Raw genomic sequence first — 13,671 nt, 5'->3', positions numbered from 1 at the left:
ACCATGCCCGACCAGTCCCTCCCCCAGGCCCGTACACCCGACTCCGCGCTGCGGGAGCCGTCGCGGGAACCGGCGCCCCACGGCGGTCACGGCGTCTCCCGGCGCGCGCTGCTCGGCACGGCCGGGGCCACCGGGCTCGCCCTCGGCGCGGCCGGCGCGGGCGCGGGCTACGCCGCCGCGCCCGCCCGGGCCACCGCGCTGACGTCGGTCGGCTCGAGCCGCGCGGCGTTCCACGGCAAGCACCAGCCCGGCATCACCGAGCCGCTGCAGGCCCGCGGCCACCTCGCCGCCTTCGACCTGGTGCCGGGCGCGGGCCGCAGGCAGGCGGCGGCCCTGCTGCGCCGCTGGTCGGCGACGGCCGAGCGGCTGATGGCGGGCGAGGCGGCCCCGCACGGCGATACGGACGTGGCCCGGGACGCCGGCCCCTCCTCGCTGACGGTCACCTTCGGCTTCGGCCACTCCTTCTTCGCCAGGACCGGCCTGGAGGAGCAGCGGCCGAGCGCGCTCGACCCGCTGCCCGACTTCTCCTCCGACCACCTCGACAGGGCGCGCAGCGACGGCGACCTGTGGGTGCAGATCGGCGCCGACGACGCCCTGGTCGCCTTCCACGCCCTGCGCGCGCTCCAGAAGGACGCCGGCGGCACGGCCCGTGTCCGCTGGCAGATGAACGGCTTCAACCGCACTCCGGGGGCCACCGCCCACCCGATGACCACCCGCAACCTCATGGGCCAGGTCGACGGCACCCGCAACCCGAAGCCGTCCGACGCCGACTTCGACCGGCGGGTCTTCGTGCCCGCCACGGGTGAGCCGGCGTGGATGGCGAACGGCTCCTACGCCGTCGTCCGGCGGATCCGCATGCTCCTCGACGACTGGGAGAAGCTCTCGCAGGCCGCGCAGGAGCAGGTCATCGGGCGCCGCAAGTCCGACGGGGCACCGCTGTCCGGGGGCACCGAGACGACACCGGCGGACCTGGAGAAGACCGACGCCCGGGGCGAGTACGTCATCCCCCTCAACGCGCACGCCCGGATCACCCGGCCCGACCGCAACGGCGGCGCGACCATGCTGCGTCGCCCCTTCTCCTACCACGACGGCTTCGACGCGGACGGCACCCCGGACGCCGGGCTGCTGTTCATCTGCTGGCAGGCGGACCCGCTGCGCGGCTTCGTTCCGGTGCAGCGCAAGCTCGACCGGGGCGACGCGCTGTCGCGGTACGTCCGGCACGAGGCGAGCGGGCTGTTCGCGGTGCCGGGGGGCGCGGCGGAGGACGGGTACGTGGGGCAGCGGCTGCTGGAGGGCTGAGCCGTCCGGCGCGGGGCCCGGCCACCCGGCCGGGCGGCTCCCGTGAGATGCCCGAGCCGTGGTTCCGCGGGCCCATTAGGGTGAGGACATGCCAGCGAGCTATGCGTATCTCGGTCCCGAGGGCACCTTCACCGAAGTCGCCCTGCGCACGCTTCCCGAAGCGGCCACCCGGGAGCTGATCCCCTACGTGTCGGTGCAGTCCGCGCTGGACGCGGTCCGGGCCGGCGAGGCCGAGGCCGCGTTCGTGCCGATCGAGAACTCCGTCGAGGGCGGCATCACCACCACCCTGGACGAGCTGGTCGCCGGCGAGCCGCTGATGATCTACCGCGAGGTGCTGCTGTCGATCGCCTTCGCGCTGCTGGTCCGGCCGGGCACGGCGCTCGCGGACATCAAGACGGTCTCCGCCCACCCGGCGGCCCAGCCGCAGGTGCGCAACTGGCTGCGGAAGAACCTCCCGGACACGCTGTGGGAGTCGGCCGCCTCGAACGCGGACGCCGCGCGCCTGGTCCAGGAGGGGCGGTACGACGCCGCTTTCGCGGGCGAGTTCGCGGCGGCCCGCTACGGCCTGGAGGCCCTGGAGACCGGGATCCACGACGCGGAGAACGCGCAGACCCGGTTCGTGCTGGTCGGCCGGCCGGCCCGGCCCGCCGCACCGAGCGGCGCCGACAAGACCTCGGTGGTGCTGTGGCAGCGGGACGACCACCCCGGCGCCCTGCGGGACCTGCTCGGTGAGTTCGCCACCCGGGGCATCAACCTCATGCTGCTGCAGTCCCGGCCCACCGGCGCGGGCATCGGCCACTACTGCTTCTGCATCGACGCCGAGGGCCACATCTCCGACCGGCGGGTGGCCGAGGCGCTGATGGGGCTGAAGCGGATCTGCCTCCAGGTGCGTTTCCTCGGCTCGTACCCGCGCGCCGACATCGGGCCGGGCGAGGCGCGGCCCACGCCGCCGGGGACCTCGGACGAGGAGTTCGTGGCGGCGGCGGACTGGGTGACGCGCTGCCAGGACGGCCGTTTCTAGCCAGTACGACCTGCGCATCCACGTTGTCCACAAGGTTATCCACAGGTCTGTTTCTCTACCTGGGGTCAAGTCGACACGCATACGGGGCCGGTCGACAAATCGCCCCGGAAGTCCCTCTCGGGGTCATCGCGCCGCGCGTCACCCTTCGTCCGTGTGTTTCCTTTGGTTCATTTTTTCGGGCACCCCTTTCACCCGAAAGCAGGCATCACCCCCCGTTCGGCCGAGAACACCTGAGCCCCACCCAAAGATCCGGAGTAAAATCCACAGACTTTCCACACAGCCTGTGGATAACCTCCTCCGGAATCCGCACCCCTGTGGACAACAAGCTCGTCACATAGTGTTTTCCACAAGGGAATCCGGTCAGCCGGCGGTACGCCGGCCCCGTGCCCCCGGTACGGAGCCGGCCCCGCCCGGCCTCCCGGGGCGCCGCGGGCGGTCGCCGCACGGCGGGGCGCGGGGCGAGCCGCACCAGCGGGTCGTGAGCCGCGAGCCGGCACCGGTAGCCTTGGCCGCGTGATTGACCTTCGCCTGCTCCGTGAGGACCCCGACCGTGCGCGCGCGTCCCAGCGCGCCCGTGGAGAGGACGTCGCGCTCGTCGACGCCCTCCTGTCTGCCGACGAGCGGCGCAGGTCGTCCGGCGTCCGCTTCGACGAGCTGCGCGCCGAGCAGAAGCAGCTCGGCAAGCTCATCCCCAAGGCCGCCGGTGACGAGAAGGCCGACCTGCTCAAGCGCGCGGAGCAGCTCAAGGCCGACGTCAAGGCCGCCGACGCCGAGCGCGAGGCGGCCGACGGCGAGACCCAGCGGCTGCTCCTGCGGCTCGGCAACCTCGTCCACCCCGACGTGCCCGTCGGCGGCGAGGAGGACTTCGTCACCCTGGAGACGCACGGCACGGCCCGCGACTTCGGCGCCGAGGGCTTCGAGCCGAAGGACCACCTGGAACTGGGCCAGCTCCTCGGCGCGATCGACGTCGAGCGCGGCGCCAAGGTGTCCGGCTCCCGCTTCTACTTCCTCACCGGCGTCGGCGCCCTGCTGGAGCTGGCCCTGGTGAACGCGGCGATCGCGCAGGCGACGGCGGCCGGCTTCACGCCCATGCTCACCCCGGCTCTGGTGCGCCCGCAGTCCATGGCCGGCACCGGCTTCCTCGGCCAGGCCGCCCAGGACGTCTACCACCTCGACAAGGACGACCTGTACCTGGTCGGCACCTCCGAGGTCGCGCTGGCGGCGTACCACATGGACGAGATCATCGACGCCGACCGGCTGCCGCTGCGCTACGCCGGTTTCTCCCCGTGCTTCCGCCGCGAGGCCGGCTCGCACGGCAAGGACACCCGGGGCATCTTCCGCGTGCACCAGTTCGACAAGGTCGAGATGTTCTCGTACGTCGCTCCCGAGGACTCCCGGGCGGAGCACCAGCGCCTGCTGGAGTGGGAGAAGCAGTGGCTGACCTCGCTGGAGCTGCCGTTCCGCGTCATCGACGTCGCCTCGGGCGACCTGGGTTCCTCGGCCGCCCGCAAGTTCGACTGCGAGGCGTGGATCCCGACCCAGGGCAAGTACCGCGAGCTGACCTCGACCTCGGACTGCACCGAGTTCCAGTCCCGCCGCCTCTCGATCCGGGTGCGCGACGGCAAGCAGGTCCGTCCGCTGGCCACGCTCAACGGCACCCTGTGCGCCGTGCCGCGCACGATCGTGGCGATCCTGGAGAACCACCAGCAGGCCGACGGCTCGGTCCGCGTGCCCGAGGTGCTGCGCCCGTACCTGGGCGGCCGGGAGGTCCTGGAGCCGGTCGCCAGGTGAGCGACGGCCTTTCCTTCCGACTCGTCGCCACCGACCTCGACGGAACGTTGCTGCGCTCCGACGGGTCGATATCCCGGCGCACCCGTGACGCGCTCGCCGCGGCCACCGCGGCGGGCGCCGCGCACATCGTCGTCACCGGCCGCGCGGCCCCCTGGACCCGGCCCGTCCTCGACGACCTCGGCTACGACGGCCTCGCCGTCTGCGGCCAGGGCGCACAGGTGTACGACGCCGGGCGGCACCGGCTGCTGACGTCCGTGACCCTGGACCGGCGGCTGGCGGGGGTGGCGCTGGCGAAGATCGAGGCGGAGGTCGGTCCGCTGTACCTGGCGGCGAGCCGGGACGGGCTGGACGGCGAGGTGCTGGTGGGCCCGGGGTACGCGGTCACCGGCAAGCTCCCGGCGACGCCGTTGCGGGACGTGTCCGACCTCTGGACGGCCCCCCTCAACAAGATCTACATACAGCATCCGACGCTGACCGACGACGAACTGGCGGACGCGGCCCGGCAGGCGGCCGGCGGCTTCGTCACCGTCGCCATGGCCGGCGCGGGCATAGTGGAGCTGCTCCCGCTCGGCCTGTCCAAGGCCACGGGGCTGTCGCTGGCGGCCCGCCGGCTGGGCCTGAAGGCCGCCGACACGATCGCCTTCGGCGACATGCCCAACGACATCCCGATGTTCGCCTGGGCCGCCCGGGGCGTCGCCATGGCCAACGCCCACGAGCAGCTCAAGGCGGTGGCCGACGAGGTGGCCGGCTCCCACGACGAGGACGGCATCGCGGTGGTGCTGGAGCGGTTGCTGGCCTAGGGTCCTTCGGCCGTATCGGGCCGGACCCCGCGAGCCCGGCAGGATCCGGACGAGAGGTCCCGGGTCCCGCCGCCCGGGTCCCGCCGCCCGTCCGGGGGCGGGTGCGGGCCCGTCGGCGGGACCCCCGCCGGCCCGTCCACCGGCGCCGCCTGCGGCTGCGGGCCCGGCCGGAGAACCGGCCCGCGGGCGGCTCGTCGGAGCGCCACGGCTGCGGCTGCGGTGCCCCGGCGCGCCGGCGGGCGGCGGGCATCCGGGCGGGCGGACGGCTCGAAGGCCTCGGCGTCCCGGACGAGCTCCTCGTCCGGGACGGCCTCGTCCCAGGTGTCGTCCCCGGCCCGCCCGCGGGCCCCGTCCCGCGGCGTCCCCTCTGGCGTCCGCGACCTCCCCGCCCCGGGTCCCCCGCGCCTCCTACTCCTCACCCGCCAGTGTCAGCGCCCGCAGCTTCTGGCCGGCGTACCAGGTGGCCAGGACGGTGACCGCGACGAGCAGCACCGTGGCCGTCGTCAGCCCCACCTCGGAGGTCACCAGGTCCCCGCCGGCGATCCGGTGGGCGACGGCGAGCGACCACTGCTGGACGCTCAGGGTGCGCGCGCCGGGCACCAGGGAGCCGAACAGGGCCTCCCACACCAGCGCGTAGACCAGCCCGAGAACCACCGCGTGCCGGGAGACCGTGCCCAGCAGCAGGAACAGCGCCGAATAGGCGATGGAGGAGATGAGCGCGGCCACCGTGTAGGCGACGGCGACCTGCTGGCCGTTGCCGTTGAGGACCAGGCCCGCGATCAGGGTGGGGATCGCCGAGAAGACCATGGTGACCGCGATGGCGACGATCAGCTTGGTGAAGATGATCGTGGGCCGCTTCAGCGGCTTGGACAGCAGGTAGACGACGGAGCCGTCGTCGATCTCCGGTCCGATGGCACCGGTGCCCGCGATGACGCCGATGATCGGCACCATGGTGGCGAGCGCGAAGCCGCCGAGCACGTCGGAGGCGGTCTGGTCGTCGGCGCCGGTGAGCGCGCGCACGGCCACGGAGATCACCAGGAGCAGCAGCGGCAGCGCGCCGAGGATGAGGGCCCGGCGACGGCCGAGCAGGGCCCGGTAGGTGAGCCGGGCGACGGTGGGGTCGTACATGTCGGCCTCCTACGCCGTGACCAGATACGAGAACACGGATTCGAGGGACTCGTCGGACGGCGAGACCGTGAGCAGCCGGATGCCGCGGTCACGGGCGACCTTCGGCAGCAGGGCGGTGAAGCGGCCGAAGTCGACGGCCTGGATCCGCAGCGCGCCCTCGACGTGGTCGACCTCGATGCCGGAGGTCGACGGGTCGGCGATCAGCGCGGCCGCGAGGGCGCGGTCGTCGCTGGAGCGCACCAGGTAGCGGTGCGGGCGGTCGGTCATCAGCCGGCGGATCCGGCGGAAGTCGCCGCTGGCCGCGTGCCGCCCGGCGACGACCACCTCGATGTGCCGGGCGAGCTGTTCGACCTCTTCGAGGATGTGCGAGGAGAACAGCACCGTGCGGCCCTCGTCGCCCATCCTGCGCAGCAGGTCCATCAGCTGCATGCGCTGGCGCGGGTCCATGCCGTTGAACGGCTCGTCGAGCAGGAGCAGCGACGGGTCGTGGACGAGCGCGCTCGCCATCTTCACGCGCTGGCGCATGCCCTTGGAGTACGTGGAGATCTTTCGGTCCTGCGCGTACTCCATCTCGACCGTGGCGAGGGCGCGCCGGGCAGCCCGGTCGTCCAGGCCGTGCAGCTCGGCGTTGGCGACGACGAACTCGCGGCCGGTGAGGAAGTCGTACATCGCCTCCCGCTCGGGGACGATGCCGATGTGCCGGTAGACGTCCTCGTTGCGCCACACCGGCCGGCCGTCCAGGGTGACCGTGCCGGTGGAGGGGGCGAGGAAGCCGCCCATCATGTTGATGAGCGTGGACTTCCCGGCGCCGTTCGGGCCGAGCAGGCCGGTGACGCCGGGGCCGACGGTCATGGTGATGTCGTTGACGGCGACCACGTTGCCGAACCAGCGGGAGACGTGGTCGATGCTGAGCGTGGTCATCAGAGGCCCACCTTCTTGTAGCGGCGCAGCAGCAGGCCGTAGGCGGCAGCGATCAGGCCCAGGACGACGAGGACGTACACCACGCCCTGCCCGTGGGAGGGGCCGGTCCCGCCGGGGAACGCCGAGGCGCCGCCGAGGAAGGCGGACTGCACGCCGTCGATCAGGGTGACCGGCGAGAACAGGCCGATCCACGGGACGGCGCCGGTGCTGTCCTGGGCGTCGGCGATGGCCTGCAGGGTGGAGACGGCGCCGTAGGAGATGGTCATCACGGCGATCACGGCGGCGATGCCGAACCCGCGGCGCGGGGTGACGGCGGCGATGACCAGGCCGATGCCGGCGAAGAGCAGCGAGAGCAGGGCCGCGGAGACCAGTCCCTGGGCGCATTCCCTGGTCTGGTGGGCGAAGCCCATCTTGGACAGCAGCGCGCCCGCGTACATCACGAGCAGCGGGACGCCGGTGAGGACGAACAGCGCGGAGGCGAGCGCCGCGAACTTCGCCCGCACGTAGTCGGCGGTCTCGATCGGCCGCGAGAAGTACAGCGGCACGGTCTTGAAGCGCAGGTCGCGCGAGACGGACTGGGGTGCCTGCGAGGCGACGTACAGGCTGATCACGGCCTGCATGATGATCGCGTAGCGGGTGTAGGACACCGGCAGTTCGTGCGCCTTGGTGGCCACCGCGACGGCGACCATGATGGCGGCGGGCACGCACATCACCGCGAACAGCAGCATCGGCAGCACCTTGGACTTCACCGAGCGGCCGAGGCCGTAGGCGCCGCGCAGGGACTGCGAGTACAGGGAGCGGGCGGCGTAGGCGCGGCCGAGGCGGGGACCGTCGTAGCCGCGGTAGCCGATGTCGTGGATGCGGCTCTGGTCGCCCGGCGTGGCCGGTGTCCGCATGGGCTGGTCAACCGCCATGTCCGGCGGCCTCCTTCCGCTGCTCGTCGCCGCTGGTGAACACCTCGGAGATGCGGTGCCGGCGCTGCTCCATGCGCACCAGGCCGAGGCCGAGGCCGACGACGACGTCGCGCACCAGGTCGTAGGTCTCCTCACCCGGGGCGGTCAGCAGCAGGATGCGGCCGGCGCCGGGCAGGCCGCCGCCCTCGTCGTGGGTGTCCACTCCGCGCGCGCGGAGCGCCTCGCCCAGGGCGCGGGTGCCGTCGGGGTGGGTGTCGCTGTCGGTGACCTCGATCGCGAGGGTGGTCGTGGTCTGCGTGAAGTCGGTGGTGGAGCTGGAGCGCAGCAGCTTGCCGCCGTCGATGACGACGACGTGGTCGCAGGTGCGTTCCAGCTCGCCCAGCAGGTGGGAGGTGACGAGGACGGAGATGCCGAAGTCGGTGTGGACGCGGCGGATCAGGCCGAGCATCTCGTCGCGGCCGACCGGGTCGAGGCCGTTGGTGGGCTCGTCCAGGAAGACCAGCCGCGGGTCGTGCACCAGCGCCTGGGCGAGCTTGACGCGCTGCTTCATGCCGGTGGAGTAGCCGCCGATGGGACGGTAGCGCTCCTCGTACAGACCGACGTGGCGCAGGGTGTCGGCGGTGCGCTCGCGGGCGGCGGTGGGCGGCAGGCCCGACATGCGGGCCATGTGCACGACGAACTCGGTGGCCGAGACGTCGGGCGGCAGGCAGTCGTGCTCCGGCATGTAGCCCACGCGCTCCCGGACGGCGGCACCCTCGGTGGCGACGTCGAGGCCGAGCACCTCGGCGCGGCCCTCCGTGGCGGGGGACAGACCCAGCAGGATCTTGATCAGGGTGGACTTGCCGGCGCCGTTGGCTCCGACGAGTCCGGTCACACCGGGTCCGATGTCCACGGACAGCCGGTCGAGCGCGGTCACCCGGGGGAACCGCTTGCTCAGGCTTTCGGTCGCGATCACAGTCACGCCGACGACGGTAGTGACCCGGACCACTTCGGTCGTCAGACCTGAGAGCCGTCTTCGCGTCAGACTCCAGTAGGACGGAGCCCTAGGGGCTCCCCGGTCCGGATGACCCGCGGCGCCGGGCGCCGCGCGCCGTCCCCGGGCCGTCCCGGGCCTCGTCCCCCTGTTGACGCCGTCCCCGGCAACTGCCACGTTCACGGGGGCCCGGAGGGCGGGTACACGGGATGCCGGTGGTGCGGCGGCGGGCGGAGGAGAAGTGACACTCGAGGACGCGCGTGAGCGCTGGGTGCGGACCGGCGGGGTCGAGCTGTGCGTGGCCGAGCTGGGCGATCCGCGGCGGCCGACGGTGGTGCTGGTGCACGGCTACCCGGACAGCAAGGAGGTCTGGTCCGAGGTCGCCGCCCGGCTGGCCGGCCGTTTCCACGTGGTCCTGTACGACGTCCGGGGCCACGGCCGCTCCACGGCGCCCAGGCCCCTGCGCGGCGGCTTCACGCTGGCCAAGCTCACCGACGACTTCCTGGCGGTCGTGGACGCGGTCAGCCCGGACCGGCCGGTGCACCTGGTGGGGCACGACTGGGGCTCGGTGCAGTCCTGGGAGTTCGTCACCACCGGCCGCACCGAGGGCCGCGTGGCCTCCTTCACCTCGATCTCCGGGCCGTCCCTCGACCACTTCGGGCACTGGATCAACGCGCGCGTGAGGCGTCCCACGCCCCGCAGGGTGGGTCAGCTCCTCGGCCAGGGCGCCAGGTCCTGGTACGTCTACCTGCTGCACACGCCCGTGCTGCCGGAACTGGCCTGGCGCGGACCGCTCGGCAGGCGCTGGCCGGGGATCCTGCGGCGGACCGAGAAGGCGCCCGGCGGCGGCTACCCCACCGCTTCCCTCCCCGGCGACGCGGCGCACGGCGCCTGGCTGTACCGGGACAACGTGCGCGCCCGGTTGCGCAGGCCGCGCACGGACGCCCACGCGCACGTGCCCGTGCAGCTGATCACGCCGGAAGGGGACGCCTTCCTGTCGGAGCGGCTGTACGACGGCCTGGAGCAGTGGGCGCCGCGGCTGACCCGTCGCACCCTCGCGGCCGGGCACTGGGTGCCGCGCACGCGTCCCGACCAGGTGGCCGCCTGGATCGAGCAGTTCGTCACCTCCGTGCGGGAAGGACGGACGGGGGAGACGGCCCGCGGACGCCATGCCGACCGTTTCGCCGGGCAGCTGGTGCTGGTCACCGGCGCGGGCAGCGGCATCGGCCGGGCGACGGCGCTGGCGTTCGCGAAGGCCGGGGCGCGCGTGGTGGCCGTCGACCGGGACGCCGCGGCCGCCGCCCGCACCGCCGAGCGGGCCCGGCTGAGCGGTGCCCTCCAGGCCTGGGCGGAGACCGCCGACGTCTCCGACGAGCAGGCCATGGAGGAGCTCGCCGAGAAGGTCCACGGCGGATACGGCGTGGTGGACGTGCTGGTCAACAACGCGGGGATCGGCCTGTCGGGCTCCTTCTTCACCACCACCACCGACGACTGGCGCACCGTCCTGGACGTCAACCTGTGGGGCGTGATCCACGGTTGCCGCCTGTTCGGCGCGCGCATGGCCGAGCGAGGCCAGGGCGGCCACATCGTCAACGTCGCGTCGGCCGCCGCGTACCAGCCCTCCCGCGCACTGCCCGCCTACGGCACCTCCAAGGCGGCCGTCCTGATGCTCTCCGAGTGCCTGCGCGCCGAACTGGCCGCCCGGGACATCGGGGTGAGCGCGATCTGCCCCGGCTTCGTCACCACCGGCATCGCCTCCACGGCCCGCTTCACCGGCGTCGACGCGGCGGAGGAGCGCCGCCGCCGCAGGAGCTCCGCGCGCCTGTACGGCCTGCGCGGCTATCCGCCGGAGAAGGTCGCCGAGGCGGTCCTGGACGCGGTGCGCCGCAACAGGGCGGTGGTCCCGGTGACCCCGGAGGCGAGGGCCGCGCACGCCGTCTCCCGTTTCCTGCCGGGGCTGTTGAGGCGGATCGCGCGGGTGGAACCGCGGTTGTGACGGCACGGCCGGTTGTCCACAGTTTCGTCAATTTCCCTGTGGATAAACCCACTTGGCTGTGGATCAAACCTCGGAGCGGAAAAGAACTGCGTGATCGGCGTCTCTCCCGCAGGCTGGGGGAATGGACGAAGGACGCACCGTGAAGGTGTCGAAGTACCTCTCGAAGCACCTGCGCCACCAGCCGGACCGCATCGGCCTCACCCTCGACGGGGGCGGCTGGGCCGAGATCGACGCCCTGATCACCGCGGCCGTCGCGCACGGCTTCCCCTTCACGCGGGAGGAACTCGGCCACGTGGTGGCCGTCGACGACAAGCGGCGCTTCGCCGTGGAGGGCACCAGGATCCGTGCCAGCCAGGGCCACAGCGTGGAGGTCGACCTCGGCCTGCCCCCGGCGACCCCGCCGCCGTACCTCTACCACGGCACCGTCGCCCACCGCCTGGACGCGATCCGCGCGACGGGCCTGCGGCCCATGGACCGGCACGACGTCCACCTGTCCGCCGACCGCGCCACCGCGACACGGGTCGGCGCCCGCCGCGGCCGCCCCGTCGTCCTCGCCGTGGACGCCGGCGCGATGCACCGCGACGGCCACGTCTTCCACGTCAGCGCCAACGGGGTGTGGCTGACCCGGGCCGTGCCACCCGGCTACCTGCGGTTCCCCGGCCCGCACTGACACCGGGCACCGGCCGATCCGGCCCGGCGCAGGCGGTGGAGCACCTGTGGGCGGGGACGCCGGCGCCCGAGGAGGGTTGTGCCGGGGACGGGCCCGGGGCTGGGGCGGCCCCGGGACGGGGAGCCGGGGGGCGGGAGCCAGGGGCCGTCAGCCCAGTTGTTTGACCGCCTCGGTGGCGATGCGCTCGAAGACGCTCTCGTCCGCGGCGAAGTCCGAGTCCGGGACGGGCCAGTGGACGACGATCTCGGTGAAGCCGAGCTCCCGGTGCCGGCCGGCGAAGTCGACGAAGGCGTCCAGGGACTCCAGGGGACGGCCGCGGTCCGGGGTGAAGCCGGTGAGCAGGACCTTGTCCATCCCGGCCACGTCCCGGCCGACCGCCGCGCACGCCTCGGACAGCCTCCCGATCTGCCCGCGCAGCGCCTCGACCGACTGCTCCGGGGTGCCGTTCTCGAACAACTTGGGGTCACCCGTGGTCACCCACGCCTGCCCGTACCGTGCGGCGAGCCGCAGCCCGCGCGGCCCGGTGGCGGCCACGGCGAAGGGCAGCCGGGGGCGCTGGACGCAGCCGGGGATGTTGCGCGCCTCGTGCGCCGAGTAGAAGTCACCCGCGTACGACACCCCGTCCGTGCCGTCCCCGGTCAGCAACCGGTCGAGCAGCGGGACGAACTCGGCGAACCGGTCGGCGCGCTCCCGCGGCGACCAGGGCTCCTGCCCCAGCACCGTGGCGTCGAAGCCGGTGCCGCCCGCGCCGACACCCAGCGTGACCCGGCCGCCGGAGACGTCGTCCAGGGAGATCAGCTCCTTGGCCAGGGTCACCGGGTGCCGGAAGTTGGGCGACGTGACGAGGGTCCCCAGACGGATGCGTCCGGTGAAGGCCGCCGCCGCGGTCAGGGTGGGGACGGCACCGAACCACGGCCCGTCGCGGAAGGTCCGCCAGGACAGGTGGTCGTAGGTGTACGCGCCGTGGAAGCCGAGTTCCTCGGCCCGCTGCCAGGCCGCGCGGCCGCCCTCGTGCCAGCGGCGGTGGGGAAGGATCACGGTGCTCAGGCGCATGTTCATGCCCCAGAGCCTACGGCGGCACCCGCCGGGCCCGGGGCGCGCCGCGCACCGTGCCGGCGGATCCACCGGAAGCCGGCCCCGGGGCCTGTCCTCCGCGCCCCCGGCGGGCATCCCCGTACCGGGTGCCGCGCACCAGGTGTGCGGGCGCCCGCACGGCCGTGCGGGCGCATGCGCGAGAATGGGCCGGTGACCTCAGCGACTCGACAGCCCGGGCCCCGGACCGCAGCTCCCCTGCCGCCGCGGCTGATCGCCACCGACCTCGACGGCACACTGCTGCGCGACGACAAGTCGGTCTCCCCGCGGACGGTCGCCGCGCTGGCCGCCGCCGAGGAAGCGGGCATCGAGGTCTTCTTCGTCACCGGCCGCCCGGCCCGCTGGATGAACGTGGTCAGCGACCACGTCCACGGCCACGGCCTGGCGATCTGCGGCAACGGCGCCGCCGTGGTCGACCTGCACGGCAGCCCCGGCTCGCACCGCTTCGTCAAGGTCCGCGAGCTGGCCCGGGGCAACGCCCTGGACGCCGTGCGGCTGCTGCGCCGGGCCGCACCCGGCTCGGTGTTCGCCGTCGAGCAGACCTACGGCTTCCACCAGGAGCCGGCCTACCCCAAGCTGCACATGGAGACGCCGGACACCCTCCTGCCCGCCGAGGAGCTCCTCGCACCCGACGGCCCGGAGGCCGGCCAGCCGGTGCTCAAGATCCTCGCCTACCACCCCGACCTCGATCCCGACGCCTTCCTCACCCTCGCCCGCCTCGCGATCGGCGACCGTGCCACCGTCACCCGCTCCAGCCCCAGCGCCCTGCTGGAGATCAGCGGTCCCGGCGTCTCCAAGGCCAGCACGCTCGCCCTGTGCTGCGCCGAACGCGGCATCTCGCACGAGGAGGTCGTCGCCTTCGGGGACATGCCCAACGACGTGGAGATGCTGACCTGGGCCGGCCGCTCCTACGCGATGGGCAACGCCCACCCGGACGTCCTGGCCGCCGCCTCGGGCCGTACCGCCGCCAACAACGACGACGGCGTGGCGGTCGTCATCGAGCGGATGCTCGCCGAGCGCGCGGAACCGGGCCGGTAGCCCGGCACCGCCCCGCGCGGCGGGCCGC

Annotated in this window: 12 protein-coding genes; 7 read left to right on the top strand and 5 right to left on the bottom strand. The window is 73.5% G+C overall.

Annotated features, from left to right (window positions below; translation table 11 throughout):
• Nucleotides 1-3: 3 nt before the first annotated feature.
• From efeB to QQY24_RS16355, 4 genes are all read left to right on the top strand, one after another.
• The gene (gene efeB, locus QQY24_RS16370) at nucleotides 4-1,299 is read left to right on the top strand and encodes an iron uptake transporter deferrochelatase/peroxidase subunit (protein ID WP_301973427.1); all 1,296 of its coding nucleotides are present in this window, start codon (nucleotides 4-6) and stop codon (nucleotides 1,297-1,299) included.
• 88 nt (nucleotides 1,300-1,387) lie between these two features.
• The gene (pheA, locus tag QQY24_RS16365) at nucleotides 1,388-2,320 is read left to right on the top strand and encodes a prephenate dehydratase (protein WP_301973426.1); all 933 of its coding nucleotides are present in this window, start codon (nucleotides 1,388-1,390) and stop codon (nucleotides 2,318-2,320) included.
• Between the two features lie 513 nt (nucleotides 2,321-2,833).
• Nucleotides 2,834-4,111, top strand: coding sequence for a serine--tRNA ligase (gene serS, locus QQY24_RS16360; protein ID WP_301973425.1), 1,278 nt, complete (start codon nucleotides 2,834-2,836; stop codon nucleotides 4,109-4,111).
• Complete coding sequence (locus QQY24_RS16355) at nucleotides 4,108-4,911, top strand: HAD family hydrolase (RefSeq protein WP_301973424.1); 804 nt, start codon at nucleotides 4,108-4,110, stop codon at nucleotides 4,909-4,911. The genes serS and QQY24_RS16355 overlap by 4 nt, the downstream gene beginning before the upstream one ends.
• Nucleotides 4,912-5,319: 408 nt before the next feature.
• Here QQY24_RS16355 and QQY24_RS16345 read toward each other — a convergent pair whose 3' ends face one another.
• The 4 genes from QQY24_RS16345 to QQY24_RS16330 are packed head-to-tail and all read right to left on the bottom strand — an operon-like array spanning nucleotide 5,320 to nucleotide 8,829.
• Nucleotides 5,320-6,039 (bottom strand): ABC transporter permease, encoded by a 720-nt coding sequence (locus QQY24_RS16345; protein WP_301973423.1) that lies wholly within the window; start codon nucleotides 6,037-6,039, stop codon nucleotides 5,320-5,322.
• 9 nt (nucleotides 6,040-6,048) lie between these two features.
• Entirely contained in the window at nucleotides 6,049-6,960 is a 912-nt protein-coding gene (locus QQY24_RS16340) for an ABC transporter ATP-binding protein (protein WP_301973422.1), read from the bottom strand.
• Complete coding sequence (locus tag QQY24_RS16335; protein ID WP_301973421.1) at nucleotides 6,960-7,874, bottom strand: ABC transporter permease; 915 nt, start codon at nucleotides 7,872-7,874, stop codon at nucleotides 6,960-6,962. Before QQY24_RS16335 ends, QQY24_RS16340 begins: the two co-directional genes overlap by 1 nt.
• A complete protein-coding gene (locus QQY24_RS16330; RefSeq protein WP_301976266.1) occupies nucleotides 7,864-8,829 on the bottom strand; it encodes an ABC transporter ATP-binding protein in 966 nt (321 codons plus the stop codon). The genes QQY24_RS16335 and QQY24_RS16330 overlap by 11 nt, the downstream gene beginning before the upstream one ends.
• Before the next feature lie 259 nt (nucleotides 8,830-9,088).
• On the opposite strand from QQY24_RS16330, the gene QQY24_RS16325 reads away from it, so the two are divergent.
• Nucleotides 9,089-10,843, top strand: a complete 1,755-nt coding sequence (locus QQY24_RS16325) for an SDR family oxidoreductase (RefSeq protein WP_301973420.1) — start codon at nucleotides 9,089-9,091, stop codon at nucleotides 10,841-10,843.
• 121 nt (nucleotides 10,844-10,964) lie between these two features.
• Complete coding sequence (locus tag QQY24_RS16320) at nucleotides 10,965-11,513, top strand: RNA 2'-phosphotransferase (protein WP_301973419.1); 549 nt, start codon at nucleotides 10,965-10,967, stop codon at nucleotides 11,511-11,513.
• Between the two features lie 147 nt (nucleotides 11,514-11,660).
• Here QQY24_RS16320 and QQY24_RS16315 read toward each other — a convergent pair whose 3' ends face one another.
• Nucleotides 11,661-12,572 carry an LLM class flavin-dependent oxidoreductase gene (locus tag QQY24_RS16315; protein ID WP_301973418.1) on the bottom strand — a complete coding sequence of 304 codons (912 nt, stop codon included), beginning with the start codon at nucleotides 12,570-12,572 and terminating at the stop codon, nucleotides 11,661-11,663.
• 168 nt (nucleotides 12,573-12,740) lie between these two features.
• Between QQY24_RS16315 and QQY24_RS16310 the strand changes: the two genes are divergently transcribed.
• The gene (locus QQY24_RS16310) at nucleotides 12,741-13,643 is read left to right on the top strand and encodes an HAD hydrolase family protein (protein WP_301973417.1); all 903 of its coding nucleotides are present in this window, start codon (nucleotides 12,741-12,743) and stop codon (nucleotides 13,641-13,643) included.
• The last annotated feature ends 28 nt before the right edge of the window (nucleotides 13,644-13,671 follow it).

The sequence above is a fragment of the Streptomyces sp. TG1A-8 genome, assembly GCF_030499535.1.
Lineage (GTDB): Bacteria > Actinomycetota > Actinomycetes > Streptomycetales > Streptomycetaceae > Streptomyces.
The sequence above is the reverse complement of the archived record's forward strand: the minus strand, read 5'-3'. Positions and strand labels throughout refer to the sequence as shown.

What these genes read in the sequence shown, in the direction of transcription:
- QQY24_RS16315 (WP_301973418.1), bottom strand. Translation starts at nt 12,572, where the DNA reads ATGAACATGCGCCTGAGCACCGTGATCCTTCCCCACCGCCGCTGGCAC.
- QQY24_RS16310 (WP_301973417.1), top strand. Translation starts at nt 12,741, where the DNA reads ATGCGCGAGAATGGGCCGGTGACCTCAGCGACTCGACAGCCCGGGCCC.
- QQY24_RS16320 (WP_301973419.1), top strand. Translation starts at nt 10,965, where the DNA reads ATGGACGAAGGACGCACCGTGAAGGTGTCGAAGTACCTCTCGAAGCAC.
- pheA (WP_301973426.1), top strand. Translation starts at nt 1,388, where the DNA reads ATGCCAGCGAGCTATGCGTATCTCGGTCCCGAGGGCACCTTCACCGAA.
- QQY24_RS16345 (WP_301973423.1), bottom strand. Translation starts at nt 6,039, where the DNA reads ATGTACGACCCCACCGTCGCCCGGCTCACCTACCGGGCCCTGCTCGGC.
- efeB (WP_301973427.1), top strand. Translation starts at nt 4, where the DNA reads ATGCCCGACCAGTCCCTCCCCCAGGCCCGTACACCCGACTCCGCGCTG.
- QQY24_RS16335 (WP_301973421.1), bottom strand. Translation starts at nt 7,874, where the DNA reads ATGGCGGTTGACCAGCCCATGCGGACACCGGCCACGCCGGGCGACCAG.
- QQY24_RS16340 (WP_301973422.1), bottom strand. Translation starts at nt 6,960, where the DNA reads ATGACCACGCTCAGCATCGACCACGTCTCCCGCTGGTTCGGCAACGTG.